The sequence below is a fragment of the Synechococcus sp. MU1625 genome (assembly GCF_020514205.1).
Lineage (GTDB): Bacteria > Cyanobacteriota > Cyanobacteriia > PCC-6307 > Cyanobiaceae > Parasynechococcus.
The window spans coordinates 222,411-248,630 of sequence record NZ_VTLA01000002.1; the positions used below are offsets into that span (position 1 = coordinate 222,411).

Here is a 26,220-nt window from a genome sequence, read left to right on the forward strand (position 1 = left end):
GTGATTCAGGTTCAGGGGCTGAGCAAGAGCTACCGGATTGCCGAGAAGCAGCCCGGTTTGGCCGGCACCCTGCGCCATTTCATTCGGCGCCGCACCCGGGACGTGACGGCGGTGCAGGACGTCTCTTTCACGATCGAGCCCGGCGAGATGGTGGGCTTTCTCGGCGCCAACGGCGCTGGCAAAACCACCACCTTGAAGATGCTCTGCGGCTTGATTCACCCCAGCGCTGGGGAGGTGCAGGTGGCGGGCTTCAGTCCGAAGCGCCGCCAGGCGGAGTTCCTGCGCCGGATCACTTTGGTGATGGGGCAGAAGCAGCAACTGCTTTGGGATCTGCCGCCGATGGATTCCCTGCGGGTGAATGCGGCGGTGTATGGCATCCCCGATGGTGTGGCCCGGCGGCGGGTCAGCGAGCTGGCCGATCTGCTGGAGCTGGGGGAGGAGCTCACCCGGCCGGTGCGCAAACTTTCCCTTGGCCAGCGCATGAAGGCCGAATTGCTGGCGGCCTTGTTGCACGAGCCGGAGGTGCTGTTCCTCGATGAACCGACTCTTGGGCTGGATGTGAATGCCCAGGCCCGGGTGCGTCAGTTCCTGGCGGACTACAACCGCCGCACGGGGGCAACCGTGTTGCTCACCAGTCACTACATGGCTGATATCACGGCCCTGTGCCCTCGGGTGCTGTTGATCCACCAGGGGCGGTTGTTCCATGACGGCCCCCTCGAGGCTCTGGCCGATCAATTGGCGCCGGAGCGGGAGGTGCGGCTGAAATTGGAGTCGCTGATTGAGCCGGGAGCACTGGCCGGGCTGGGACGTCTTGAGCAGCTGGAGGGGTGTGACGTGCGGCTGCTGGTGCCGCGGGACCAGCTCACCGCGGTGGTGGCCCAGTTGTTGGACCGCTTCCCCGTGCGTGATTTGGATGTGACTGATCCGCCCATCGAAGAATTGATCGGTGGGCTATTTCGGCAGGGGCGCGTCTGATGCGGATCTTCGGGTTGAACCGCAGGATCATCCGGGTGCTGCTGGGCTCCCAATACGCCCACATGCTCGAGTACCGCGCTGAGATCGCCCTCTGGGCACTCTCAGGTGTGCTGCCGTTCATCATGCTCAGCGTCTGGAGTGGCAGCGAGGCCCGCTCGGGACTGGGGCTCGATGGTGTGGCCCTGGATCGCTATTTCCTCAGCGCTTATCTGGTGCGCCAGTTCTCGGTGGTTTGGGTCGTCTATGCCTTCGAGGAGGACGCCCTGCTGGGCCGGCTGTCGCCCTATCTGCTGCAGCCGCTGCATCCGCTCTGGCGTTATGTGGCGGCCCATCTGGGTGAGCAGCTCACCCGCCTGCCCTTCGCAGCCTTGATTGCTGTGGTGTTTTTTGCTGTGCAGCCCCAGGCCTTCTGGTTGCCGTCATTGGGGGGCTTTGTGCTGGCTTGGCTCGCCACCTGGATGGCCTTTGCCATCGCCTTCCTGTTCCAGAGCTTGATCGCGGCCCTGTGCTTCTGGAGTGAGAAGGCCAGCGCCCTGGAGCGGCTTCAGTTCATTCCCTTCGTGTTTCTGTCCGGTCTGTTGGCGCCGCTCACGGCGTTTCCGCCGGCGGTGCGGGCTGTGGCCCAGTGGACGCCCTTCCCGTATCTGATCGATTTCCCGGCCCGGGTGCTGGCCGGTCAGCCGGTGAATTTGATGGCGGGCTTTGGGGCGCAGCTGGCCTGGGTGGCTCTGTTACTGCCGTTGGTGCTGTTGCTCTGGCGGTCCGGCGTTCGCCGTTACAGCGCGATGGGGGCCTGATGGGGCGGTACTTGCGGACGTTGCGTCGCTTCTGGAGTACCGCCGTGGCGGTGCAGTTGGAATACCAGGCCAACGTGTTGATCGAGCTGCTGGCGGTGGCGATGAGCCTCAGCGGCAGCCTGTTTCTACTTTCGCTGTTTTATGGCCCCGATCAGACCCTGGGGGGTTGGAGTTGGGCCCAGGCCCTGATGGTGCAGGGGCTTTACACCGTGTTCGATGGCATGGCCACCACCTGGTTGCGCCCGAATCTTGGGGCGATCGTCACCCATGTGCGGGAGGGCACCCTGGATTTCGTGCTGCTCAAGCCGATCGACAGCCAGTTCTGGTTGTCGCTCCGCACCCTGTCTCCGGCTGGGTTGCCGGAGATCGGCCTGGGGCTTGTGCTGCTGGCCTGGGGCAGCCATCAGGCCGGCGTAGTGCTCACCTTGTCCTCACTGCTCACCGTGCTGGTGATGCTGCTGGCCGGTGGCTTGATTCTTTATTCGCTCTGGTTTCTGATCGCTGCCACCAGTATCTGGTTCGTCAAAACCTGGAATGCCACCGAGGTGTTGCGGGCCCTGCTGGCGTCCGGTCGTTATCCCCTCAACGCCTACCCGCCGGCCTTGCGTCTGCTGTTCACCCTGGTGCTGCCCGTGGCTTTTCTCACCACGGTTCCGGCCCAGGTGTTGCTTGGGAAAGCCGCGGCACCAATGCTGCTGGCGGGCTTGGCGCTGGCGGTGCTGTTCTTTGCAGCGGCGCGGGCCTTCTGGTTGTTTGCCCTGCGGTTTTACACCTCAGCCTCCAGTTGAGTGCAATGCTCCGCTGCATGCATGGTGATTTCGCTTGATATCATCGCCATCAGATAAGTAAAGACATCAATAATGTGATTTGGAACACGCTGTTGGTGTTGCTTTGGTGCATTTAATGGCTTGATAATCCGATGTTCTGAATTGCTTTCCTCGGTTTGTTCAATGTTTGATCGTTGCTGAGTGATATAAGGCTGGAGCGTAGATGGTTGTTATGTCTATTCGTTCTACACAAATCAAGAAGTTTCGGATCGAATCTTTTGCCAAAGCAGTATTCGCTCGCTTGGCGATCAGCTATTGCGCTTGGAAGGTGAATTAAGGTGAAGACTTTTGATGCGTTTAATACCAGGCTTTTTGATTGAGAAATATTGCGTTCCCGTTTCGTTCGCTTGGTCTGGCTAGTTTCTTTTGAGACCTCTGGCTTTGAGCTTTGCTTCATTGCTTTGAATTGCTTCTGAGGCCATCTGGGACTTCTTGGAGTAATTGGATGCTCAATTATTCTGGTCTCTGCATTTTCTAATTCTCTCAGTATCATCAGCTCTTTTGATTACATCATTGCCGGCGGTGGCAACAGTGGTGCAGCTATTGCAGCTCGACTGAGTGATGACCCAAGCACCAAGGTTTTGTTGATTGAAGCGGGCCCTCATTACCGCTCTTTGAATGTACTGCCTGCTGATATTTATAATGCTCATGCTGTTTCGCTTGAATCTCATGATTGGCATTACATTGCGGATGTTGTCCCTGGTCGTGAATTTCCCTATGCACGTGGACGTCTGACGGGCGGCTGCTCATCGGTGAACGGCACCATTGCTCTTCGTGGCTTAGAGCAAGATTTTCGTCAGTGGGAAGAACTCGGAAATGATGGCTGGGGTTGGTCTGATGTGGCACCCCTCTACAACCTTATTGAAAATGATATTGACCATGGAGGTGAGTCTTACCATGGTGCGAATGGGCCGATCCCTGTACGACGCTATAAGCAAAAAGACTATTCGACATGTGTAAAGGCATATCGCCGTACAGCGATTGATCTAGGGTATCCATGGATCCAAGATCACAACCATCCCGAGGGTCGAGATGGTGTTGGGCCGATCCCCATGAACCGTGGTGATGACGGTGTTTTGCGGGTGTCTAGCTCCATCGCATATCTGTTGTCGGCTCAGGATCGTCCCAATCTGATGATCATCGAGCAAACCATGGTGAATCGCGTTGTATTTGATGGCAAGAAGGCCGCTGGTGTTGAAGTGATTAACTCATCTGGTCAGTCTGAAATACTCTTGGGTGGTGAGGTCATTGTCTCCTGTGGGTCAATAAATTCACCAGCTATTTTGCTGCGATCCGGTATCGGCTCTTTAAATGATCTGGATCGTTTGGGTGTTTCACCAGTTTTGGGACTGCAGGGAGTTGGCAGCAACTTGATCGATCATTCGCTTGCGGTGGTTGCTTCTTATCCGAAGGCCGGTGTTGTTAATGAATCCGACGCCGATGTTCAGGTTTTGATCGAATACACCGCATTGGGTAGTGCTTATATCAATGATATGCAAATTTATTGTCTCGGCAAGCTTGGCGCTGAACGTTTTCCTGGGGCGGATCCTCGCCGCGGACTAATGTTTGGCGCTGGTGTTGTGCTTAATCGTCCCGAGTCGCGTGGTCAGGTCACGATTGATTCGCTAGATCTATCTGTTCAGCCCCGTATTGATCATCGTCTTAATTCTCACCCGGAGGACCTTCGTAAGATGGTCGAGGGTGTGCGACGTGGCTATCAATTGCTGACGAGTGGAGCTCTTCAAGATATTTCTGAAGGTATTGCAGTATTGAATGACGAGATGATCGCTGATACTCGAGCGATTGAGAAGTATGTCACTGATCGCTCGGTCACGATTTGGCACGCCTGTGGAACTTGCAAGATGGGACCATCTTCAGACAATTATGCTGTCGTTGATTCTGCGCTTAAAGTTCATGGAGTTGAGAATCTAAGAGTGGCAGACTGCTCGATCTTCCCTGATCATGTTAGTCGAAATCCAATGTTGACTGCTTATGTTGTTGCAGAGAAATGCGTTAATATGATCAAGGCAGGGCGTTGATTTTTCGCCGCTAAATATTATTGTGCTATTTCGCTGGGATAGGTTTTGAGATTGAATCAACTATGGAGACTCGTTGGTTAAATCTTGCAGTATTGCCCCATATTACCTGGCTAATGATTATTTGACGGTATTTCTTTTGGGCTCATGAGTTTTCATTTTTAGTCAGTCTTGGCTTGTTAGCGATCCAGGCTTGGCATGCATTTTCTTTTTTAGTGTTTGTTTCTTGGCGGCGTCTGGAGTCAGTAGATATCTTGACGTCTGCGACGTGTGATGTTCGCTCTTGTTGGTTGGCCGATGGTTTTCATTCAGCACTGGCTGCCGGATGTGTTGGAGCTGCTGCGCTCCCCAGCTGGGGCGCTGCTGTTCATTCCGCTTTATGCCCTCTGGGTGACGCTGCTACTGCCGGGGGTGTGGGCTTCGATGCTGGCCGGAGTTCTCTATGGAACCTGGCTTGGCAGTGGCCTGGTGTTCGTTGGGGCTTGCCTGGGGGCGGTGGTGGTGTTTTTGCTGGGGCGTTCGGTGCTCCGCGACTGGGCCCAGCGCCGCTTGGAGCAGCTCCCCAAGCTGCAGGCGGTGGAGCGGGCCGTCAGCAAGGAGGGGCTGAAGCTGGTTTTACTGACGCGCCTCTCGCCCGCTTTTCCCTTTTCCCTGCTCAACCTCGCCTACGGCCTCAGTGAGGTAAGCCTGCGGGACTACAGCATCGGCTTGATTGGGATTCTTCCCGGCACCGTGTTGTTTTGTGGTTTGGGGGCGCTGGCCGGAGATGTGGCCCGTTTCGGTGAAGTGCTGGGGGGTGAGGCCGATGCCGGTACCTGGGCGCTGCGGGTGGTGGGGGTGCTCGCCACGCTGGCCGTGGTCTGGCTGGTGAGCCGGGCAGCCCGGCGGGCGCTTCAGGATGTGGAGACGTCACTCTGATCGGGATCGAGAAGACGCCAGTCCCGCAGGGCTGCGATCAGGATGAACCAGGCCAGGCGCGCGCGGGCGAGCGGGCCGCGGCGCTGCTGCAGGTCAGCCAGCTTGGCCCGTCCGCAGTCGGTCTTGATCCAGCGATGCAGTGCAGGGCGGGATTGGGTCATGGCTGCAGCATGGCGGTGAGGTCGTCTTCGCTGAGCACTGTCACCCCGAGGCTCTCGGCTTTGGTCAGTTTGCTGCCGGCGGCTTCTCCCGCCACCAAATAGTTGGTCTTTTTGCTGACGCTGCCGCTCACCTTGCCGCCGGCCGCTTCGATTAGCGCTTTGGCGTCGCTGCGGCTCAGGCTGGGGAGTGTTCCTGTGAGAACCAGGGTCTTGCCCTGCAGCACGCCGTCGGCGTCAGCTCCGGCTTGGCTCGCGGCTTCCTGCTCAGAGGCACTTGCTTCCAGGGAGAGGCCGACGCTGCGCAAGTCCTGCAGCAGCTGTTGGTTAGCGGGCGTGCGCAGCCATTGGCCGAGGCTGGCGCTGATTTCCGAGCCGATGCCGTGCAGTTCGGCGATCCGCTCCGGGGCATCCAGAGCGGCTGCTGCGAGGCTGTCGATGCTGAAGAAGTCAGCGGCGAGAGCTTTGGCGTTGACCTCACCGATGTGACGTATTCCCAGGCCGTAGAGCTGGCGGTGCCAGGCCTGCTGTTTGGAGGACTCCAGGGCGGCCACCAGGTTGGTGACCGATTTGTCCCCCATCCGATCCAGGCTGGCGAGCAGGGCGGCATCCAGCCGGTAGAGATCGGCGAGAGAGCGCACTAGGCCGCGGTCCACCAGTTGTTCGATCAACTTGCTGCCGAGGCCATCCACATCCAGGGCGCCCTTGCTCACCCAGTGCCGCAGACCACCCCGCAGGATCGCCGGGCAGCTGCTGTTCACACAGCGGGTGGCGGCTTCATCGCTCTCCCGCACCAGGCTGGAGCCACATTCGGGGCAGTGCTGCGGCAGTTGTACCGGAGTGGCGTCGCTGGGCCTGAGCTCCGGCAGTACCCGCACCACTTCGGGAATGATCTCTCCGGCTTTGCGCACCACGATGGTGTCGCCCAGATGCAGATCCAGTTCAGCAATCCGATCGGCGTTGTGGAGGGTGGCGCGGCTGACGCTGGTGCCCGCCAAAGCCACCGCTTCGAATTCGGCGACGGGGGTGATGGCACCGGTGCGGCCCACCTGAGCGCCAACGCGCAGCAGACGGGTGGGGGCCTCTTCGGCGGGGTATTTGAGGGCGATTGCCCAGCGCGGTGCCTTCTGGGTGAAGCCGGCTTCGTCTTGCAGCAGCAGGTCGTTCAGTTTCACCACCACGCCGTCGGTGGCATAGGGGAGGTCATGGCGACCCTGTTCCCAGTGGTCGCAGAAGCGATGGATGGCGGCCAGATCGGCACAGAGCTCCCGGTTCGGGTTCACGCGGAAACCAGCCGTGTTGAGCCACTCCAGAGCAGCCCATTGGCTGGGGGGTTGGGCGTCACCTGGCAGATGCAGGGTGTAGGCGAAGAAGTCGAGCCGGCGGGCGGCCACCACTTTTGGGTCCAGTTGGCGCAGGGTTCCGGCGCAGGCATTGCGGGGATTGGCGAACAGGGCTTCGCCCCGTTGTTCGCGTTCGGCATTGATCGCCGCGAAGGTGGCATCGGGGATGAAGGCCTCCCCTCTCACCTCCACCCATTCCGGTGGATTGTCGATTTGCAGGCGAAGGGGAATCGAGCTGATCGTGCGCACGTTGGCGGTGATCTCTTCCCCGCGGCTGCCGTCGCCACGGGTGGCGGCCCGCTCCAGCACCCCATGGCGGTAGCTCAGGGCGAGGGCGTTGCCATCAATTTTCAGTTCCCCCACCAGGGGCAGCTGGGTGTCGTTGGGTCGGTCCAGCACCTTTAGCAGCCGCTCATGCCAGGCCTGTAGGTCGTCGCGGTTGAAGGCGTTGTCGAGGCTGAGCAGTCCCACACGGTGTTCAACGCTGCTGAACCCTTCCGCTGGAGCCCCACCCACCCGCTGGGTGGGGCTGTCGGGACGTTGCAGATCAAGATGGCTCTCTTCCAGCTCGAGCAGCTCGCGATAGAGGCGGTCGTAGACCGCGTCCTCCATCACAGGAGCATCGAGAACGTAGTAGGCGTGGCCAGCACGGTTGAGCAGTTGCCGCAGTTCCGCGGCCCGCTCGTGCGGATCAGGCATTGACCCGGTTGATGCGGGCAATGCGCCAGTTGTCCTCCACCTTGGTGAAGGTGAAGTCGAGGGGCAGCTCCTCGTCACCCTCGGACTTCAATTTCACGGTGAGGAGCAAGTTGCCTTCCTGCACGCGGGGGCGTCCGGACTTGAGATTGCGGAACTTGTTCAGCTTGAGGTCGGCCAGGAAGCGGATGAACTGCTGGCGGCTCACGTGCTGCCGATAGGCCTTGGTGGTGAGCAGGTAGGCGGCATCGATGCGGCCGGCAGCAACCTGCGTGAAGAACTGCTTGATCAGGGGGTTGATCCCGCGGGCGTCAAGCACCAACTTGACGGCGTTGTAAATCCAGTACCCCAGCAGGGTGACTCCTCCCGCCAGCAAAGCTTTGCTGCCGATGTCACGCACCAGTCCTAGTTCCATCACCAGCTGTCAAAGCAGGGCCGAGTCTGACTGACCACGGCAAGATGGCGCTGATTCGGATCCCCTCCCCCCCTGCTCTGTGCCTTTGCAGCCCCTGCTGCCGTTGTTTCACCGCCTCAACCGGGAGCATTTCGGAGGTGTTCTGGTGGATGCTGGGCAGCCGCTGACGGCTGTGCGTTGGAGTGATGGGCGGATGAGCCGCACCGCGGGGTTTTATCGGCGTGGCCCAGGGGTGGGCGAGGGACGCGGCAGCGAGATCGTTCTGTCGCGACCCGTCTTGGAACCGCTGCCGCAGACCGCTACGGAAAGCACGCTTTGTCACGAGATGATCCACGCATGGGTCGATCTGGTGCAGCGCCGCCGGGAAAGCCATGGACCGCTGTTCCGGGCTCGGATGGCAGCGATCAATGCGGCCCAGAGTCGCTTTCAGGTGAGCATTCGCCACAGCTATCCGGTGCCGCCCCGGCCGCCCCGCTGGCTGGCGGTCTGTCCCCGCTGCGGGCGTCGCACTCCCTGCCGGAGACGCACGCGCAATGCCGCCTGCCGCGCCTGTTGCGTCGAGCACTTTCACGGCCGCTGGGATGCCAGCTGTGTGCTCAGTTATGTGGAGGCGGAGGGCTAGATGGAGGTGTTCTGGCTGTCCCTTGAATGCGGTGGTGTGGTGATTGTGTTGTTGGGATTGCGGCGGGAACAGTGGTTGCGCCGCCGCCGTCGGTAACGTCAGGGGATGGAGGAGCGATTCGATCGGTTGGACCGGTTCCGTGATCAGCGGGATCGCCGTCTTGATCAATTTTTGGAAACCGGACGTCAGCTCGTCGATGGTGTCTCCGGCCGGCGGCCTGGACAACGACCCGGGCAGCGGCGTTCCGGTTTGGACCTCGATTCAGTGGGCCGCTGGGTCGGTGAAAAAGTCGAGTGGCTGCTGGAAGAGGACGACGACTGGCAGGAGCCTTGGCAAGAGTCCGGGCGGGGCCGCCCGGAGCCCGTGCGTTCCATGCGTTCAGCCCGGCGCCCCCTCGATGCAATCTCACGCCGGGGCCGCCGTTCTGTGCCGGCACCTGTGCCAACGTCAACGCCGCCTGTGGTTCAGGAGTTCAACGCAGCAGACCAGGGCGAGTGGCCGGAGGACGACAGCTTCCGGCTGCAGCGCTGGTCGCGCTCAGCTCAGCCGGCAGCCCGTCCGGAGCCCGAAGCCGCTCCGAATCCGACTTCCGCAAGAAGGGCACTGCCGCGTTCCAGCCGCCGCCGGGCCGATTAACGGCTGGCGTGAAGCGAACGTGGGTTGACCCGATAGCGGCAGCCCCGTTCGGCCAGTTTGTGGTTTACGTCGTCGAGCAGTTCCCCGGGCATGTCTTCCGCCATTTGGTCGGCTGTGGCGGTGATCGACGGCGATCCAACCTGGAGGGCCTCCAGCAGTTGGGTCCACTGTTCGATTTGGAGGCTGCGGCTCATGGGCTCGTACCCCTTTTGTTCCAGCAGATGGCTGCAGACTTCGCGGTTCCAGAGCACGCTTCGCCCTTGGCCGTGGGGCCCTGTCTGCATTGCGGCATTGGCGTCGAGTGCGCTCTGGGTGGGGCGACCTCGACGGTCACGCCAGCCTTGATGCTCGAGGGTCTTGCCGCAGTGAATGGCTGATATGCCGTAGATCCGACCGAGGTCGGTGAGGCTGAGCCAAGAGGTGGTGGCAGCCATGACACGGTGAACCGAAGTGCCTACATCTTCCTGAGAGCACAACTCTTGGCAAGTTGTCAAGAGCAAATCCCAACAAACTCGAGGGTTTGTTCATGAACTTTGTTGAAACTCCTGGCGCAGCGTGGGCCCGAGCCAGGTTTCGAGCTGCGGGCTGAACACTTCGCGAATCACGGTGAGGGCCTTGCCTTGGCGGAAGAAGCGGTAGTGGCGGCTCCAATACGGGCCGCGATAGCCAAAGGTCTGGTCGAGCCAATCTCCCTCCACCAGGGCCAAGCCGTCCACCTCCCGGAACAGCTCAGAGCGTCCTTCGGTCAGGCTTTTCCAGATCGGTTGATTGCGGTCCCGCAGGTGCCAATCCGCTTCAGCTTGGTTCCACCAGCTTTCCGCCCAGGCCAGGGGTGTGCCGCCGCAGGTCAGCCAGACCTGACGGCGCAGCAAGGGTGCCATCAGTTCCTTCACTTCCTCCGGTGCCCCGGGGTGGTCGCTCTGGTCGGCCTCCATGGCGATCAAATCCACGGCGACCGGTGAACCGGTTAGGAGTCGCAGGTGGCGGGTTGGGCTGCCATCACCCAGCAGCATCAGCCGCCAGGGTCCTGGTAGTTGTCGCGGTCCCTCCGCCGAGAGCACGGCGTCGGTGGGGGCTTGCCAGAGCTGGTGCGGTGATGGGTGAAGTCGCTGGGTGGGGTTCAGAAGAGTCCTCCCACCGAAAGGGTTTGGCTCTGGCCGTTGCGGCTGATCACAGCACCGCTATCGGTGACGTTGTCGAGAACCCAACCGCTGCTGCCGATGGCATCACCGATGCCGGCGGACACCGACCCCTGTCCCAGCTGAAAAATGGCGGAACTGGTTCCACCGGGACCCTGCACCACGCCTGTGAGTTGGGGGGTGGGCTCGATCGGAGCCGGGGCTTGATCGCTGCTTTGGGGAACGGCCGTCAACGGCTGTTTGATCGGCAGGGTCAGCGGTTCCAGGCTCAAGACCGCTTCTGAAGCCTCCTCGGGCGTGACCGTTGTTTCTGGGCGGGTCTCCTGGGCAGCGAGTTGGTCGCGCAGCCGCTCGATCAGGGCGACGCTTTGCTGCCGTTCCAGGTCCAGGCGGGAGCGCTGCAGGCTGCTTACCAGCCAGGCGCTGCAGATCACCCCGGCAACGGCCACGCCACTCATCAGCGGAAGCAGCCAGGGGGTAGGGGAGCGGCGGTTGGGTGCTGGTGCCGTTGGTTCGTGCACATCCACATCCACCGGCACCAGGTGTGGCTGGCTCGGGGCGGTGACCGTCTCACGGTCAAACACCTGGTCCATCACCTGCTCGGCTCGCAGGTTCCAGTAGGCGCGTGAGGTGGGAACCCGTGCTGACACTGCAGACGTTTCAAGACGCCAACGCTATCGAGCTTCTGCGGTAGGGGCGAGGGGTTGGTGTTCCCTTTTCTGAAGTTCCAGCCACATCAGCAGGGCTGTGATGTCGGCCTTGCTGACGCCGGGGATCCGGCTGGCCTGGCCAAGGGTGCTGGGTTGAATCGCAGCGAGCTTTTCGCGGGCTTCGTTGGAGAGGGTGCCGATGCCGGCGTAGTTCAGATCCGCAGGCAGCTTGCGCTGGCTCTGGCGTTTCACCTGATCGATCTGTTGTTGTTGGCGTTGCAGGTAGCCGCTGTATTTGATGTCGATCTCAGCTCCTTCCCGCACCGGCAGGGGCAGGTCGGCATCAGCCAGGCCATGGCGCACCAGATCCGCGGCGTGCATGCCGGGTCGGCGCAGCAGGTCGGCCAGGGTGATCGAGCCTTTGATGGCTGCGCCCGTCTCTTCCTCCACTGCTGGGGCCACTGGATCACTCACCTTGAGGCGCACAGTTTCAAGCCGCTGCTTTTCGCCCTCCATCGCCTGGAGCTTGTCTTCGAAAAGCTGCCAGCGGCGATCGTCGATCAGGCCAAGCTCACGGCCTAAAGGCGTCAGTCGGCGGTCGGCGTTGTCACCCCGCAGGATCAGGCGGTATTCGCTGCGGCTGGTCAGCACCCGGTAAGGCTCGCGTAGGTCTTTGCTCACCAGATCGTCGATCATCGTGCCGATGTAGCTGCCCTCGCGGGGGAAGTGCACCGGCTCCTGGTTGCCGATCAGCCGGGCAGCGTTGACGCCGGCCACCAGGCCCTGGGCGGCGGCTTCCTCATAGCCCGTGGTGCCGTTGAGCTGTCCGGCGCTGAACAGGCCACGCACTCGCTTGGTTTCCAGGGATGGCTTGAGCTGGGTGGCAGGCAGGTAGTCGTAATCAACCGAATAGGCCGGCCGCAGCATCACGGCTTGCTCCAATCCCGGCAGGCTGCGCAGCAGTTGCAGCTGGATTGGTTCCGGCAGGCCGGTGGAGAAGCCCTGCACATAGATCTCCGGGGTGTCGCGACCCTCCGGCTCGAGGAAGATCTGGTGGCTGTCTTTGTCAGCGAAGCGCACGATCTTGTCTTCGATCGAGGGGCAGTAGCGCGGGCCTTTGCTGTCGATCACGCCGCCGTAGATGGCGGTGAGGTGAAGGTTGTCGCGAATCAGCTGATGGGTTTCGGCGGTAGTGCGGGTGATGTGGCAGCTCATCTGCTCACCGCTCACCCAGGCGGCCGGGTCAAAGGAGAAGAAGCGATCGGCGGCGTCGCTGGGTTGCTCTTCGAGCTGGTCGAGGGCGATGCTGCGCCGGTCCACCCGAGCGGGGGTGCCCGTTTTCAGCCGGTCGGTGTGGAATCCAAGTTGCTGGAGAGCCTCGGTAAGGCCTTCGGCGGCCTGTTCACCAGCGCGGCCGGCGGCCATCGATTGATGCCCCACCCAGATGCGGCCCCCCAGGAAGGTGCCGGCTGTGAGGATCACAGCCTCAGCGCCATAGACGCTGCCGAAATAAGTGCGGATGCCGCTGATGCGTTGCTGGTCGCCGTCCCCCGTTGTTTCAAGACCGGTCACCATCGCTTCGCGCAGGGCGAGGTTGGGGGTGTGCTGCAGCAGTTGCAGCATCTGGCGGGAATAAAGGCGCTTGTCGGTTTGGGCGCGCAGGGCCCACACCGCTGGGCCGCGGCTGGCGTTGAGGATGCGCTTCTGGATGGCGGTGGCATCGGCCAAGCGCCCGATCACGCCACCGAGGGCATCCACTTCATGGACGAGCTGGCTTTTGGCCGGGCCACCGACGGCCGGGTTGCAGGGCTGCCAGGCGATTCGATCGAGATTGAGGCTGAACAGGGCGGTGTTCAGGCCAAGTCGAGCGGCCGTGATGGCCGCTTCACAACCGGCATGGCCGCCGCCAACCACGATCACGTCGAAGGATTCAGTGGGGGCGGCGCTGAAGCTCATGGCTTCATTATCTGATCTGGATCAGGCCGCCAGGTTGCGGAAGCGGGTGAACTGCGGCTCGAACAGCAGCTTTACCGTGCCCACCGGTCCGTTGCGGTGCTTGGTCACGATCACCTCGGTGATGCCCCGGTCTGGAGTTTCCGGGTTGTAATACTCGTCGCGATAGATCATCAGCACCAAGTCGGCGTCCTGCTCGATCGAGCCCGATTCCCGCAAGTCGCTCAGCATCGGTCGCTTGTTGGTGCGTGACTCAACACCCCGGCTCAGCTGGGAAAGGGCAATCACGGGCACATTCAGTTCCCGGGCCATCTGCTTCAGGCCCCGGGTGATGCGCGACAGCTCTTGCACTCGGTTGTCCGAGCCCGAGCCTTCCATCAGTTGCAGGTAATCGATCATCACCAGCCCCAGCTCTTTGCCCTGTTCGGCCATCAGCCGACGGCAGAGCGAGCGCATTTCCAAAACCCCGGAGTTGGGCTTGTCGTCGATGAAGATCGGCAGTTGTCCCAGGCTGTTGATGCCCTGGCCCAGCAGGGGCCACTCCTCCTGTTGCAAGCGGCCGGTGCGCAGCCGGCCCGCCTCGATGCCTACCTCCATCGAGAGCAAGCGATAGGTGAGCTGCTCCTTGCTCATCTCCAGGGAGAAGAGGCACACCGGCAGGTCGTGCAGCTGGGCCACGTTCTTGGCCAGGTTCAGCACAATCGAGGTTTTTCCCATGGCTGGCCGGCCGGCCACGATGATCAGGTCGCTGCGTTGCAGTCCCTGGGTCATCGCATCCAGGTCGTAGAAGTTCACCGGGATGCCGGCCACTGAGGTGCCCAGTGAGCGGCTCTCGATCTCCTCAAAGGTCTGGGTGAGGATTTCGGCTGTGGGGGTCAGACCCTTGGAAGGTTTCTCTTGGCTGATGGCGAAGATCTTCTGCTCCGCTTGGTCCAGCACCTGCTCCATGGGCAGGCTCTGATCAAATCCCAGTTGAATGACTTCGTTGCCGGAGCGGATCAGCTGGCGGCGTAGGAACTTGTCCATTACCAGCCGGGCCACCTGCTCGATCGAGGCGGTGGAGGGAACCCGCTCCACCAGCTCCACCAGTCGGTTGTTGCCGCCTACCTTCTCGAGGGCGCCGGTGTCGGCCAGCCAGGCGCTCATGGCGGTGAGATCCGTCGGCTTGCCCTGTCCGTGCAGCATCAGCGCGGTGCGAAAGATCTCCCGGTGGGCGTTCAGATAGAAGGCTTCCGGCTGCAGCACGTCAGCCACACGGCCGATTGCATCAGGATCCAGCAGGATGCCGCCCAACACCGCTTCTTCCGCCTCCAGGTTCTGGGGCGGGACGGAATCGGGCAGGGCCTCGAAGTTCGGCTCGTCGTCGCGACGGCCCTGGCCATAACCACGGCGTCCCCCATCATTCTTCTCTGGCAGGGGGACGCTCACCATGGCGGCAGGGCGCTACGAAAGGAATCACACTCTGGCTCGGATGAGCCGTTTGAGTGTTGTTTGATCAGGGATCAGTAGCTGACCACTTCCAGGTTGATCTCGGCGGTAACTTCGCTGTGAAGCTTCACCGTGACGGTGAACTTGCCTGTGCGATGGATTTCGGGCACCACGATGTCGCGGCGGTCGATCTCCTTCTTGGTGGCTGCTTCGATGGCTTCGGCCACATCACCATTGGTCACGGTGCCGAATAGCACGTTGTCTTCACCGGTCTGCTTCTTGACGGTGAAACGACCGATGGTGGAAAGGGCGGTCTTGAAGTCGAGGGCTTCCTGCTTCAGAGCTGCCTGGCGTTCAGCTTCCTTGGCCCGGCGGTGCTCCACCTGCTTCATCACCGCTGGGGTGAGAGGCACAGCTTTGCCGAAGGGGAGCAGGAAGTTACGGGCGTAACCCGGAGCAACCTCCACCAGGTCTCCGTCCTTGCCCAGGCTGAGGAGGTCCTCATTCAGAACGACTTTTACACGCTTAGGCATGGGACCGGAACGATGGATGAAGGCGGGTGCGATCGACCACGTTACGACGTGGCCTGTTGGTCAAAAGTCTCAGAGCCTCAGGAGGCTTCGTTGACGTAACGAGCAGTGCGGACACGGCTTGCCAGACCAAGACGCTTGAGCAGCCGCACGTGTTGCCAGGTGAAATCAAATTCAAACCAGCGCAGACCGTGGCGAGCGCTTGCGGGGTGAGCGTGGTGGTTGTTGTGCCAACCCTCACCGAACGAGAGCAAAGCCACCCACCAGCAATTGCGCGACAGGTCAGGGCAATCGAAGTTGCGGTATCCGAAGGCGTGGGTGGCTGAATTCACCAGCCAAGTCACGTGATAGACAACCACGAGGCGGAGCGGGATGGCCCACAGAACCAAGCCAAGGCCTCCACCATGCACCTGTGCAGTTTCCCCGAACCAGTACAGCCCAAGTCCCAGGGGGATTTGAAGGAGTAGGAACCAGCGGTCGAGCCAGCGATAAAACGGATCGCATTGAAGGTCGCCGGCGTAACGGTCGAGCTCTCTTAAAGCAGGGATGTCGTGCAGCATCCATTCGCTGTGGCTCCACCACAGCCCACGCCCAGCGTCATGGTGATCATTGGGTTGATCGGAGAAGCGATGGTGATGGCGATGCAATCCCACCCACTCGATCGGGCCGCTCTGACAGGCCAGGGTGCCCATGAGCACCAGGATGCGCTCCACCCATACCGGAACCACCAAGCTGCGGTGTGCGACCAGACGGTGCAGACCAAGCGTGACGCCCAGCACAGTCATCCAGTACAAAACTCCGAAAGCCACAACGCCCTGCCAGCTCCAGAACCTTGGAAGCAGGGCCACGGTGGCTAGCACGTGCATCACCAGCATGAAGCTGGTGGTACCCATCTTCAGCTTGCGCTGACGGGCTGGCAGGGGCTCACGCCGTGCCACCACCGCTGCCCGCTGGCGTAGCTCACGGGTGTCAGCTGTTTGCGAGGAAACCAATCGGATTCTCCTGAAATTGACAAGCCGCTCAGACAGGGAAACCGTGGAGCGGATGGTGCCGTTAGTGACAGAAATCTAAAGGAGTTCACGAAGTGCAGAGGCTTGGCACGTTCGGAAGAGTCGCGTCGGTCAGGACCTATGAAGGCAAGAACTCAGCAAGGAAACGGGTGATTAGTGCAATCGCAAATCATCTGATCGAAGTGGTGGCAAGGGATCAGGCTGAACTTGCCGCAGCGAGGACGGCGTCCGTGGAGCTGCGTTTGCAACGGGTCTTGGATGCGCTGTCGGCTGAGCGTGTGGGTACACAGCACTTCACTTCGCTGACCGGCTACGGCCATGGTGACCAAGGGCGTGAGGTGGTGGATCGGGTCTTTGCCCGGGTGCTGGGGGCCGAAGCCGCAGCAGTGCGCCTGCAATTCGTGAGCGGCACCCATGCCATTGCGGCAGCGTTGTTTGGGGTGTTGAGGCCCGGTGATCGTTTGCTGTCCATCACGGGGCGCCCCTACGACACCTTGGAAGAGGTCATCGGTCTCCGCGGTCAGGGTCAGGGCTCCCTTGCAGAGTTCGGGATCGCTTACGACGAAATCGACCTGCAGCCCGACGGGGCAGTGGATGAGGTGGCGTTGAGTCAGGCCTTGGAGCAGCCCTGTCGGATGGTGCTGATCCAGCGAAGTTGTGGTTACAGCTGGCGGCCCTCGGTCACGGTCGATCGGATCGCAAAGCTGTGTGAACGCATCCATGCGCGCCAGCCCGACTGCGTTGTCTTTGTCGACAACTGTTACGGAGAGTTGGTGCAGGAGCAGGAGCCAACCGCTGTTGGGGCGGATCTCATCGCTGGATCCTTGATCAAGAATCTCGGCGGCACCATTGCCCCCACTGGCGGTTACATCGCCGGACGGGCTGATCTTGTCGAGCAGGCCTGCTGCCGGCTCACGGCGCCGGGGATCGGTCGTGAGGGCGGTACGGGATTTGACCTGCAGCGGCTGGTGCTGCAGGGCCTGTTCCTGGCACCGCAGATGGTGTCGGAGGCATTGATAGGCGCGGATCTCGTGGCGGGGGTGTTTGCGCGACTTGGTTTCCCTGTCAATCCGATGCCGGGCGCGGTGCGTAGCGATTTGATTCAGGCGGTTCGGCTGGGAAGTCCGGAAGCCCTCAAAGTTGTGTGTCGAGCCTTCCAGTCGACATCACCGATTGGCGCTTACCTCGATCCGGTGCCTGCATCCATGCCGGGGTATGCCTCCGATCTCGTGATGGCAGGGGGGACGTTCATTGACGGCTCCACCAGTGAATTTTCGGCCGATGCGCCGCTACGGGAACCCTTCAACCTGTACGTGCAGGGCGGCACCCATCGGGCCCACATTCGCCTGGCGTTGTCCCGTGCGTTGTGTGACCTGAATGCGGCAGGACTGATCAATTTCACGCAAACTGGGATCACCTGAAACTGCGTCGATGGCGTTCGCGTTCCCCGACTCTTTTCGCTTCGCCGACAGTCACGAGTACGCCAACGCCGATGGTGATCTGGTGCGGGTGGGCATCAGCGCCTTCGCCGTTGATCAGCTGGGCGATATCGTGTTCGTCGACCTGCCGGACGTGGGCTCCAGCTTGGCGAAGGGCACCAGCTTCGGATCGGTGGAATCAGTGAAGGCGGTGGAAGACATGTACGCACCCATTGCCGGCGAGGTGGTGAAGCGCAATGAAGCGGTGCTGGCCAGTCCGGAGGAACTCCAGAACGATCCCCATGGCGAGGGCTGGCTTTTGGTGCTGCGTCCAACGGATCCCTCCGAGCTCGACAGCCTGATGACTGCGGAGGCCTACGGCGCGAAGGTCAACGCCGGCTGACATCAACCACGGGACGCGGCTCTTACGATCTCTCCGTGCGCTGCTGCTTTAGACGTTGATCTCTCCTTTTTCGCAGCGGCATATCGGCCCGAGTGCGGCGGAACAGAGCCGGATGCTGAACGCGCTCGGCTACAGCGATCTGAAGGATTTCATCACTGATGTCGTGCCCGACGACATCCTTGACCCTGCGCCGCCTCACGAAGCGTTGCCCGAGGGCTGTGGAGAGGCGGAAGCCCTCAGGGAGCTGAAGGAGCTGAGCGAGTCCAATTCACTTCGACGCTCCTTGATTGGGCTGGGTTACTACGGCACAGCAACCCCGGCTCTGATTCAGCGCCACGTTTTTGAAAATCCGGCCTGGTACACCGCATACACCCCGTATCAGGCGGAAATCGCCCAAGGCCGTCTTGAGGCCCTTCTGAACTTTCAAACCCTGATCAGTGAGCTCACGGGTTTGCCGATCGCTAACGCGTCGCTGCTGGATGAAGCCACCGCAGCAGCGGAGGCCATGAGCCTCAGCTTCGGGGTTTGCCGTCGCCCTGAGGCGACCCGGTTCTTGGTGGACGCCAATGTGCTGCCGCAGACCTGGGCCGTGCTGCAGACCCGCGCCGAACCCCTTGGCATCACCCTTGAGCGGATCGACCCGGCAACGGCGCCGATCGATGCCTCCGTGTTCGGAGTTCTGCTCCAATTGCCCGGGGCTGATGGTTGTCTCTGGGATCCAACTGCCGTGATCGAAGCGGCCCATGCGGCTGGCGCTTTGGCCACTGTGGCCATCGATCCGTTGGCCCAGACCCTGATGGCGCCTGTTGGATCTCTGGGGGCCGACATTGCCGTGGGCAGTGCCCAACGCCTGGGGGTGCCGATGGGATTCGGTGGCCCCCATGCCGCCTTTTTCGCCACGGTTGAGGCCTACAAGCGCCAGATCCCGGGTCGTCTGGTGGGGCAGTCCAAGGATGTAGAAGGCCGCTCGGCCCTGCGGCTGGCGCTGCAGACCCGTGAGCAGCACATCCGCCGTGACAAAGCCACCAGCAATATCTGCACTGCTCAGGTGTTGCTCGCCGTGATGGCTTCTTTTTATGCAGTGCACCACGGGCCCGACGGCCTTCAGGCCATCGCCCAGCGCATCGTTGGGCTGCGCAGCCAGTTGGAGCAGGGCCTGAAGGCTCTCGGGTATCCGCTGGCTTTGGCGGACCGCTTCGACACCGTCACTGTGCACTGTGCGGCGGCGCCTGCCGTCCACAGCGCGGCAGCAGCAGCAGGCTTCAATCTGCGGGTGCTGCCAGATGGCGCCGCTCCGGCGGACGCCACCGGATTCGGCATCAGCCTGGATGAGTTGTCGGATGAACGGGAGCTGCAAGTGCTCCTGGGGCTCCTGGCGGTGGCCTGCGGTCAGGAGATACCACAACTTGAGGCTGCGCTGCCCGAGTCCCTGTCCCTGCCGCAGCGCAGCCAGCCCTGGCTGACCCAGCCGGTGTTTCATCAGTATCGCAGCGAGACGGAGCTGTTGCGCTACATCCAGCGGTTGGTGAGCCGTGATCTTTCCCTGGTGCACGGGATGATCCCCTTGGGCAGTTGCACCATGAAGCTCAATGCCGCCGCTGAGCTGCAGCCGGTGAGTTGGCCTGCCTTTGCGGCATTGCATCCGTTTTCTCCCGTGGATCAGACGGAGGGCTATCGCTGCATGGCCGACGATCTGGAGCGATGGTTGGCGGCTCTGACGGGGTTTGCAGCCGTGTCGTTGCAGCCCAATGCCGGTTCTCAGGGGGAATATGCGGGGCTGCTGGTGATTCGCGCCTGGCACCGCTCCCGCGGGGAGGCCCATCGCGATATCTGTCTGATTCCTACCAGCGCCCATGGCACCAACCCCGCCAGTGCCGTCATGGCCGGACTCAAGGTTGTGGCTGTCGCCTGCGATGACGAGGGCAACATCGATCAGCAGGATCTGGCTGCGAAGGCTGCTGAGCATGCCGATCAGCTGGCGGCGTTGATGGTCACCTACCCCTCCACCCACGGCGTCTTTGAAACCGGCATCCGTGAGATCTGCTCCGTTGTGCATCAGCACGGTGGGCAGGTGTACCTCGATGGGGCCAACCTCAATGCGCAGGTCGGGCTTTGCCGTCCTGGTGCGTTCGGTGCCGATGTGTGCCATCTCAACCTGCACAAGACCTTCTGCATCCCCCACGGGGGCGGTGGCCCAGGCGTGGGACCGATTGGTGTGGCGGCGCATCTGGCGCCCTTCCTGCCGGGTCATCCGTTGCAAGCCGGTACCTCAGCCGCCATCGGACCCGTTTCCGCAGCAGCGCTCGGCAGCGCCAGCATCCTGCCGATCAGTTGGATGTATCTACGGATGATGGGGGCGGATGCCCTGCGGCAGGCCAGCGCCGTGGCGCTGTTGTCAGCCAACTATCTGGCCCATCGGCTTGACCCCTATTACCCCGTGCTGTTTCGGGGCAGCACCGGTCGAGTGGCCCATGAATGCATCCTTGATCTGCGGCCGTTGAAAAGGGAAGCAGGAATCGATGTGGATGACATCGCCAAGCGCTTGATGGATTACGGCTTCCACGCACCCACCGTCAGTTGGCCGGTGGCTGGAACGGTGATGGTTGAACCCACAGAGAGCGAAAGCCTGGCGGAGTTGGATCGCTTCGCCGATGCCCTGGTGGCGATCCGTGAGGAGATTCGTGCCATCGAAAACGGCGCCATCGACCCTCAGAACAACCCGTTGAAGCGTGCCCCGCACACCCTGGCTGCAGTGACAGCGGATGACTGGGATCGTCCCTACAGCCGTCAGCAGGCCGCATTCCCCATGGAGGGTCAGCAGGAGAACAAGGTCTGGCCAGCTGTGGCAAGGATTGACAACGCCTTCGGTGACCGCAACTTGATCTGCACCTGTCCTTCTGTGGAAGAGGTGGCTCTGGCGGCTTGAGACCCTTGTGCGAGGGCATTAGAACGTGTAAATTTTCACTGAAAGTGGAAAAATTGGTTTGATTCCGTTCATCGCCCTTGCGGGTTCGGTCAAACTGTTCGACAACTGATTCGTCTGTCGGGGGACACCATGGATCGGGACAACATCAAGAAATCTGGCCTCAGGACCGTTGAAGGACCTGCCCTTCCTCAACTTCCGGACGGTCTTGAGTCGGCCTTCAATCGTGGTCATACTTTGTCGATTGAAGGGACGAATGTGATTCGGGTTCCGTTCGGCACCCGCCGCTCCCGTCGTAGTCGCCCTGAGCGGCCCGATCACTGGGCCACCCTCGTCATTCCCCTTCAACCGGTGGGCGATCCCACCCCACCGCCAGCTGCTGCTTGATCTTTAGCTCTCTAAATTAGTCCATTCCATGCTGTTGAGCGTGTTTTGAATTTTGATTGAGTGGCTTCTCAAAGGGAGTTGCTCTTTTTTTTTAGGTTCAGCTCCTGTGAATATAAAGATAGGCCTAGAGAATGCAGGCTTAAATCAGGAGTTCTTGAAAGTAGTTTCTAGGTTTTCTGGGTTTTTCCAGCCTGTAGCGACTTCTATTTGAGTCATTTGGTTTAACTGCGTCAGGGCGATTTTTGCATGCATTTGACATGCATTTACTTTGCCTGATAATGCTTTTGTCGTTGTTCGATAATATTTTAGGGCTGAAATAATGGTTAAAATGTTAGCCGATATAATGTGTTGTTTGCGGTCATGCATGCAATTGATTCGACAAAGTATTCTGTCGTAATTTTTATTTCTAGCGTGGCTTTGGGCTAATGTTTTTCAATCACTTTTCGGAGAGTGTTTGCATTGGATTGAAAAATGTCTTTAGGCCCTGATGTTTGTCGGGTCTGAAAGTGTTTGGGTTGTGCTGAGTGTTGGCAGGTAATTGGCTAGTTTGTTTTTCAAAAGGATTCGTCGAATTGGTTGTTGTCGCACCGGTCTAAACATGCTTTTCTCCAACAAAAAATCCGTCAAATGCTGTCAACATTTGACGGGTTTTGAGCTTATTGAGATTTGTGCTTCGAAAGGATGCGTACGCAGAAGGTTATTGCATGACTAAATCGTCGATGTTTCCGGTGTATCCAGTGATTTTAATGAAAGCATCGTCTTGGTATGAAAACTCTATGTTTGAGTCATTGATATAGATGAAGGTGTCTCCATTGTCAACATTAAATGTGTATGCTTTTTGGGCTTTGAGGTTTTTGTTTTCAAAGTAGGAATTTAGATTAGTTTCGGTAAAACTGCTAACACTATCGTTGTAATTTTTCACCGAAATCTTGGTGCCATCGGGTCCATCTATGGTGTCAGTGCCAATTTCTAAGTCTTTAATCGTATCGTATTTGTATGAGCTATCTGCAGTGCTATTGAATTTAAATGTATCGCTTCCACTGTTGCCCGTAAGGACGTCTTTGCCATAGCCACCCTCAAGGATGTCGTCGCCGAGTCCGCCATACAGTTTGTCATTGCCCTGATTGCCAATCAGGTTGTCAGCGCCAGCGCCGCCACGCAGTTTGTCTTTGCCCTGATTGCCAGTCAGGGTGTCAGCGCCTCCCTTGCCCAGCAATGTGTCATTAAGTGCGCCTCCCGTATAGGTATTGGCGTTTGAGTTGCCAGTTATTTTGTACTTGAAAGAAGTGAAGTTGCTTGCCTGTTGGATTCCGTCGGCGACAGCTTCAGACGCATTTTTAATTTTTATTAAGTTATTCGTCGCTTCGGATGAGGCAATGGTGACTGTCAAGTCTCCAGTCGTGGATCCACTGACGAGGCCAATCTGAGAGATTGTCGCGTCATTTGTAAAGGTGACATCAACCGAGCCATTGACATAGTTGCCTGCATTGTTAGCAAGAATTTCGGCAGTATCAGTAACAGAGGTGTAGATGAGGCTGCCGGTGCCGTTGGCGGAATCAATGGATGCCAGCTGAGAAACGGTGCCCGCATTAGAGACGGTGACGTTGAAGTTGGTGGGATCGGTGTCTAGATCAGTAGTGGCCTGAAGAACCGCAGGGGCGGTGCCGTTGATGGCGGTCAGGGCAGAACCGTCGATGGACCCAGTGCCGTTGGCGGCCTCGATGGCGGTGATGTCCGCAGCAGCAGCAGTACCGGTGAGGGTGCTGTTGAAGTTGGTGGGATCGGTGTCGAGATCAGCGATGGCCTGAACGACAGAAGCGGCGGAGCCGTTGATGGCGGTCAGATTTGAACCATCGATGGTGCCAGTCCCATTGGTCGCTTCCAGTGCAGTGATGTCAGTGGCGTCTTCAGCTCCAGCGGAGAGTGTGGAGTTGAAGTTGGTGGGATCAGTGTCGAGATCGGTGAGGGCCTGAGCAATCTGGGTGTAGGTGCCGTTGATGGCGGTCAGATTTGAACCATCGATGGTGCCAGTTCCATTGGTCGCTTCCAGTGCAGTGATGTCAGTGGCGTCTTCAGCTCCAGCTGAGAGGGTGGAATTGAAGTTGGTGGGATCAGTATCAAGATCCGCTAGAGCCTGAGCAATCTCGGCATAGGTGCCATTGATGGCGGTCAGAGCTGAACCGTCGATGGTGCCGGTGCCGTTGGCGGCCTCGATGGCGGTGATGTCTGCAGCTGAAGCAACACCTGTGAGTGTGGAGTTGAAGTTGGTGGGATCGGTGTCGAGATCAGCGATGGCCTGAACAACAGCAGCGGCGGTGCCGGTGATGGCGGTCAGAGCAGAACCGTCGATGGTGCCTGTGCCATTGGCTGCCTCGATGGTGGCGATGTCTGTAGCAGCAGCTGTTCCAGCGGTGAGTGTGGAGTTGAAGTTGGTTGGATCGGTGTCGAGATCGGTGATGGCCTGAACAACAGCAGCAGCGGTGCCGTTGATGGCAGTCAGGGCAGAACCGTCGATTGTGCCGGTGCCATTGGCGGCCTCGATGGTGGCGATGTCTGTAGCAGCAGCTGTTCCAGCAGAGAGTGTGGAGTTGAAGTTGGTGGGATCTGTATCGAGATCGGTGATGGCCTGAACGACAGCAGCGGCGGTGCCGGTGATGGCGGTCAGGGCAGAACCGTCGATTGTGCCGGTGCCATTGGCGGCCTCGATGGTGGCGATGTCTGTAGCAGCAGCAGCACCAGCGGTGAGTGTGGAGTCGAAGTTGGTTGGATCTGTATCGAGATCGGTGATGGCCTGAACAACAGCAGCAGCGGTGCCGTTGATGGCGGTCAGGGCAGAACCGTCGATGGTGCCGGTGCCATTGGCGGCCTCGATGGTGGCGATGTCTGTAGCAGCAGCAGTACCAGCGGAGAGGGTGGAATTGAAGTTGGTGGGATCGGTGTCCGAGTCAGCGATGGCCTGAACAACAGCAGCGGCGGTGCCGTTGATGGCGGTCAGGGCAGAACCGTCGATGGTGCCGGTGCCGTTGGCAGCCTCGATGGTGGTGATGTCCGCAGCGTCAGCAGCTCCAGCAGAGAGCGTGGAGTTGAAGTTGGTTGGATCGGTGTCGAGACCAGTGATGGCCTGAACAACCGCAGCGGCAGCGCCATTGATGGCACTTAGAGCCGAACCGATGATGGATCCATTGCCATTGGCAGTCTCGATGGTGTTGATGTCCGCAGCGTCAGCAGCTCCAGCGGAGAGGGTGGAGTTGAAGTTGGCGGGATCGGTGTCGAGATCAGTGATGGCCTGAACAACCGCAGCGGCAGCGCCATTGATGGCACTTAGAGCCGAACCGAGGATGAATCCATTGCCATTGGCTGCCTCAATGGTGGTGATGTCCGCAGCGTCAGCAGTAGTACCGGTGAGGGTGGAGTTGAAGTTGGTGGGATCGGTGTCCGAGTCAGTGATGGCCTGAACAACAGCAGCGGCGGTGCCGTTGATGGCGGTCAGAGCAGAACCGTCGATTGTGCCGCTGCCGTTGGCAGCTTCGATGGCGGTGATGTCCGCAGCGTCGGCAGCTCCAGCAGAGAGGGTGGAGTTGAAGTTGGTGGGATCTGTATCGAGATCAGCGACGGCCTGAACAACAGCAGCGGCGGTGCCGTTGATGGCGCTCAGATTTGAACCATCGATTGTGCCAGTTCCATTGGTCGCTTCCAGTGCAGTGATGTCAGTGGCGTCTTCAGCTCCAGCGGAGAGGGTGGAATTGAAGTTGGTGGGATCGGAATCGAGATCGGTGAGGGCCTGAGCAATCTCGGCGTAGGTGCCGGTGATGGCGGTCAGAGCTGAACCGTCGATGGTGCCGGTGCCGTTGGCAGCTTCGATGGCGGTGATGTCCGCAGCGGTGGCTGTTCCCGTGAGTGTGGAGTTGAAGTTGGTGGGATCGGTGTCGAGATCAGCGATGGCCTGAACGACAGCAGCGGCGGTGCCGGTGATGGCGGTCAGAGCTGAACCGTCGATGGATCCAGTGCCATTGGCAGCCTCGATGGCGGTGATGTCCGCAGCGGTGGCTGTTCCAGCAGAGAGTGTGGAGTTGAAGTTGGTGGGATCGGTGTCCAGGTCTGTAAGCGCCTGAACAACAGCAGCGGCGGTGCCGGTGATGGTGGTCAGGGCAGAACCGTCGATGCTGCCGCTGCCGTTGGCGGCCTCGATGGTGGCGATGTCTGTAGCAGCAGCTGTTCCAGCAGAGAGTGTGGAGTTGAAGTTGGTGGGATCTGTATCGAGATCAGCGATGGCCTGAACAACGGCAGCAGCGGTGCCGGTGATGGCGGTCAGGGCAGAACCGTCGATGGTGCCGCTGCCGTTGGCGGCCTCGATGGCGGTGATGTCCGCAGCAGCAGCAGAACCAGCAGAGAGCGTGGAGTTGAAGTTGGTGGGATCGGTGTCGAGATCAGCGATGGCTTGAACAACGGCAGCGGCGGTGCCGGTGATGGCGGTCAGAGCAGAACCGTCGATGGATCCAGTGCCGTTGGCGGCCTCGATGGCGGTGATGTCCGCAGCAGCAGCTGTTCCAGCGGCGAGTGTTGAGTTGAAGTTGGTGGGATCGGTGTCGAGATCAGCGATGGCTTGAACAACGGCAGCGGCGGTGCCGGTGATGGCGGTCAGAGCTGAACCGTCGATGGTGCCGGTGCCGTTGGCGGCCTCGATGGCGGTGATGTCCGCAGCAGCAGCTGTTCCAGCGGCGAGTGTTGAGTTGAAGTTGGTGGGATCGGTGTCGAGATCAGCGATGGCTTGAACAACGGCAGCGGCGGTGCCGGTGATGGCGGTCAGAGCGGAACCATCGATGGTGCCGGTGCCGTTGGCGGCCTCGATGGCGGTGATGTCCGCAGCAGCAGCTGTTCCAGCGGCGAGTGTGGAGTTGAAGTTGGTGGGATCGGTGTCGAGATCAGCGATGGCTTGAACAACGGCAGCGGCGGTGC

23 protein-coding genes are annotated in these 26,220 nt (G+C 60.2%); 11 read left to right on the forward strand and 12 right to left on the reverse strand.

The features are described 5' to 3' along the window. The 5 genes from FZX13_RS07055 (at position 1) to FZX13_RS07075 (ending at position 5,553) form a co-directional block, all read left to right on the forward strand. On the forward strand, positions 1 to 975 hold the full coding sequence (locus tag FZX13_RS07055) for an ATP-binding cassette domain-containing protein (RefSeq protein ID WP_226408780.1): 975 nt from the start codon (positions 1 to 3) through the stop codon (positions 973 to 975). Beyond that, the gene (locus FZX13_RS07060) at positions 975 to 1,772 is read left to right on the forward strand and encodes an ABC-2 family transporter protein (RefSeq protein WP_115024598.1); all 798 of its coding nucleotides are present in this window, start codon (positions 975 to 977) and stop codon (positions 1,770 to 1,772) included. Before FZX13_RS07055 ends, FZX13_RS07060 begins: the two co-directional genes overlap by 1 nt. Then, the gene (locus FZX13_RS07065; protein WP_226408782.1) at positions 1,772 to 2,560 is read left to right on the forward strand and encodes an ABC transporter permease; all 789 of its coding nucleotides are present in this window, start codon (positions 1,772 to 1,774) and stop codon (positions 2,558 to 2,560) included. Before FZX13_RS07060 ends, FZX13_RS07065 begins: the two co-directional genes overlap by 1 nt. Positions 2,561 to 3,111: 551 nt before the next feature. Continuing rightward, on the forward strand, positions 3,112 to 4,638 hold the full coding sequence (locus FZX13_RS07070) for a GMC oxidoreductase (RefSeq protein ID WP_226408844.1): 1,527 nt from the start codon (positions 3,112 to 3,114) through the stop codon (positions 4,636 to 4,638). Positions 4,639 to 4,932: 294 nt separating this feature from the next. Next, positions 4,933 to 5,553, forward strand: coding sequence for a TVP38/TMEM64 family protein (locus FZX13_RS07075; RefSeq protein WP_370630798.1), 621 nt, complete (start codon positions 4,933 to 4,935; stop codon positions 5,551 to 5,553). Here FZX13_RS07075 and FZX13_RS07080 read toward each other — a convergent pair. From FZX13_RS07080 to FZX13_RS07090, 3 genes are read right to left on the reverse strand one after another with little or no spacing between them, the layout of a single operon-like run. Beyond that, positions 5,529 to 5,714 carry a hypothetical protein gene (locus FZX13_RS07080; RefSeq protein ID WP_226408786.1) on the reverse strand — a complete coding sequence of 62 codons (186 nt, stop codon included), beginning with the start codon at positions 5,712 to 5,714 and terminating at the stop codon, positions 5,529 to 5,531. The genes FZX13_RS07075 and FZX13_RS07080 overlap by 25 nt on opposite strands. Then, the gene (gene ligA / locus FZX13_RS07085; protein ID WP_226408788.1) at positions 5,711 to 7,753 is read right to left on the reverse strand and encodes an NAD-dependent DNA ligase LigA; all 2,043 of its coding nucleotides are present in this window, start codon (positions 7,751 to 7,753) and stop codon (positions 5,711 to 5,713) included. Before ligA ends, FZX13_RS07080 begins: the two co-directional genes overlap by 4 nt. Next, a complete protein-coding gene (locus FZX13_RS07090) occupies positions 7,746 to 8,165 on the reverse strand; it encodes a hypothetical protein (RefSeq protein ID WP_115094811.1) in 420 nt (139 codons plus the stop codon). Before FZX13_RS07090 ends, ligA begins: the two co-directional genes overlap by 8 nt. 79 nt (positions 8,166 to 8,244) lie before the next feature. Between FZX13_RS07090 and FZX13_RS07095 the strand changes: the two genes are divergently transcribed. Next, complete coding sequence (locus FZX13_RS07095) at positions 8,245 to 8,787, forward strand: SprT family zinc-dependent metalloprotease (RefSeq protein WP_226408790.1); 543 nt, start codon at positions 8,245 to 8,247, stop codon at positions 8,785 to 8,787. Positions 8,788 to 8,892: 105 nt separating this feature from the next. Next, positions 8,893 to 9,423 carry a hypothetical protein gene (locus FZX13_RS07100; RefSeq protein WP_226408792.1) on the forward strand — a complete coding sequence of 177 codons (531 nt, stop codon included), beginning with the start codon at positions 8,893 to 8,895 and terminating at the stop codon, positions 9,421 to 9,423. Here the strand turns inward: FZX13_RS07100 and FZX13_RS07105 are convergent. The 7 genes from FZX13_RS07105 to FZX13_RS07135 form a co-directional block, all read right to left on the reverse strand. Further along, the gene (locus FZX13_RS07105; RefSeq protein ID WP_226408794.1) at positions 9,420 to 9,857 is read right to left on the reverse strand and encodes a hypothetical protein; all 438 of its coding nucleotides are present in this window, start codon (positions 9,855 to 9,857) and stop codon (positions 9,420 to 9,422) included. The genes FZX13_RS07100 and FZX13_RS07105 overlap by 4 nt on opposite strands. 90 nt (positions 9,858 to 9,947) lie before the next feature. Then, entirely contained in the window at positions 9,948 to 10,547 is a 600-nt protein-coding gene (locus tag FZX13_RS07110) for a chorismate lyase (RefSeq protein WP_170952202.1), read from the reverse strand. Next, complete coding sequence (locus FZX13_RS07115) at positions 10,544 to 11,212, reverse strand: pilus assembly protein PilZ (protein ID WP_226408796.1); 669 nt, start codon at positions 11,210 to 11,212, stop codon at positions 10,544 to 10,546. The genes FZX13_RS07110 and FZX13_RS07115 overlap by 4 nt, the downstream gene beginning before the upstream one ends. 24 nt (positions 11,213 to 11,236) lie before the next feature. Next, positions 11,237 to 13,168: a tRNA uridine-5-carboxymethylaminomethyl(34) synthesis enzyme MnmG gene (gene mnmG, locus FZX13_RS07120; protein WP_226408798.1), complete on the reverse strand. Its 1,932-nt coding sequence runs from the start codon at positions 13,166 to 13,168 to the stop codon at positions 11,237 to 11,239. Positions 13,169 to 13,189: 21 nt separating this feature from the next. After that, positions 13,190 to 14,596 (reverse strand): replicative DNA helicase, encoded by a 1,407-nt coding sequence (gene dnaB, locus FZX13_RS07125; RefSeq protein WP_166016292.1) that lies wholly within the window; start codon positions 14,594 to 14,596, stop codon positions 13,190 to 13,192. Positions 14,597 to 14,667: 71 nt separating this feature from the next. After that, positions 14,668 to 15,126, reverse strand: coding sequence for a 50S ribosomal protein L9 (rplI, locus tag FZX13_RS07130; protein WP_115024586.1), 459 nt, complete (start codon positions 15,124 to 15,126; stop codon positions 14,668 to 14,670). A 77-nt stretch (positions 15,127 to 15,203) separates the two neighbouring features. Further along, positions 15,204 to 16,115, reverse strand: coding sequence for a fatty acid desaturase (locus FZX13_RS07135; protein WP_115024585.1), 912 nt, complete (start codon positions 16,113 to 16,115; stop codon positions 15,204 to 15,206). A 167-nt stretch (positions 16,116 to 16,282) separates the two neighbouring features. Here FZX13_RS07135 and FZX13_RS07140 point away from each other — a divergent pair, with 167 nt between their 5' ends. The 4 genes from FZX13_RS07140 (at position 16,283) to FZX13_RS07155 (ending at position 21,264) form a co-directional block, all read left to right on the forward strand. Beyond that, positions 16,283 to 17,554 carry a methionine gamma-lyase family protein gene (locus FZX13_RS07140; protein ID WP_226408800.1) on the forward strand — a complete coding sequence of 424 codons (1,272 nt, stop codon included), beginning with the start codon at positions 16,283 to 16,285 and terminating at the stop codon, positions 17,552 to 17,554. 10 nt (positions 17,555 to 17,564) lie between these two features. Then, positions 17,565 to 17,954 carry a glycine cleavage system protein GcvH gene (gcvH, locus tag FZX13_RS07145; protein ID WP_226408802.1) on the forward strand — a complete coding sequence of 130 codons (390 nt, stop codon included), beginning with the start codon at positions 17,565 to 17,567 and terminating at the stop codon, positions 17,952 to 17,954. 112 nt (positions 17,955 to 18,066) lie between these two features. Further along, entirely contained in the window at positions 18,067 to 20,880 is a 2,814-nt protein-coding gene (gcvP, locus tag FZX13_RS07150) for an aminomethyl-transferring glycine dehydrogenase (protein ID WP_370630796.1), read from the forward strand. 129 nt (positions 20,881 to 21,009) lie between these two features. Further along, positions 21,010 to 21,264 carry a hypothetical protein gene (locus FZX13_RS07155; protein WP_115024581.1) on the forward strand — a complete coding sequence of 85 codons (255 nt, stop codon included), beginning with the start codon at positions 21,010 to 21,012 and terminating at the stop codon, positions 21,262 to 21,264. Between the two features lie 144 nt (positions 21,265 to 21,408). On the opposite strand, the gene FZX13_RS07160 is transcribed toward FZX13_RS07155, so the two are convergent. Together FZX13_RS07160 and FZX13_RS07165 are read right to left on the reverse strand one after the other, a co-directional pair. Next, the gene (locus tag FZX13_RS07160; RefSeq protein ID WP_226408805.1) at positions 21,409 to 21,630 is read right to left on the reverse strand and encodes a hypothetical protein; all 222 of its coding nucleotides are present in this window, start codon (positions 21,628 to 21,630) and stop codon (positions 21,409 to 21,411) included. Between the two features lie 331 nt (positions 21,631 to 21,961). Then, positions 21,962 to 26,220: calcium-binding protein (locus FZX13_RS07165; RefSeq protein ID WP_255618047.1), on the reverse strand; the 4,259-nt coding region annotated here is incomplete at its 5' end.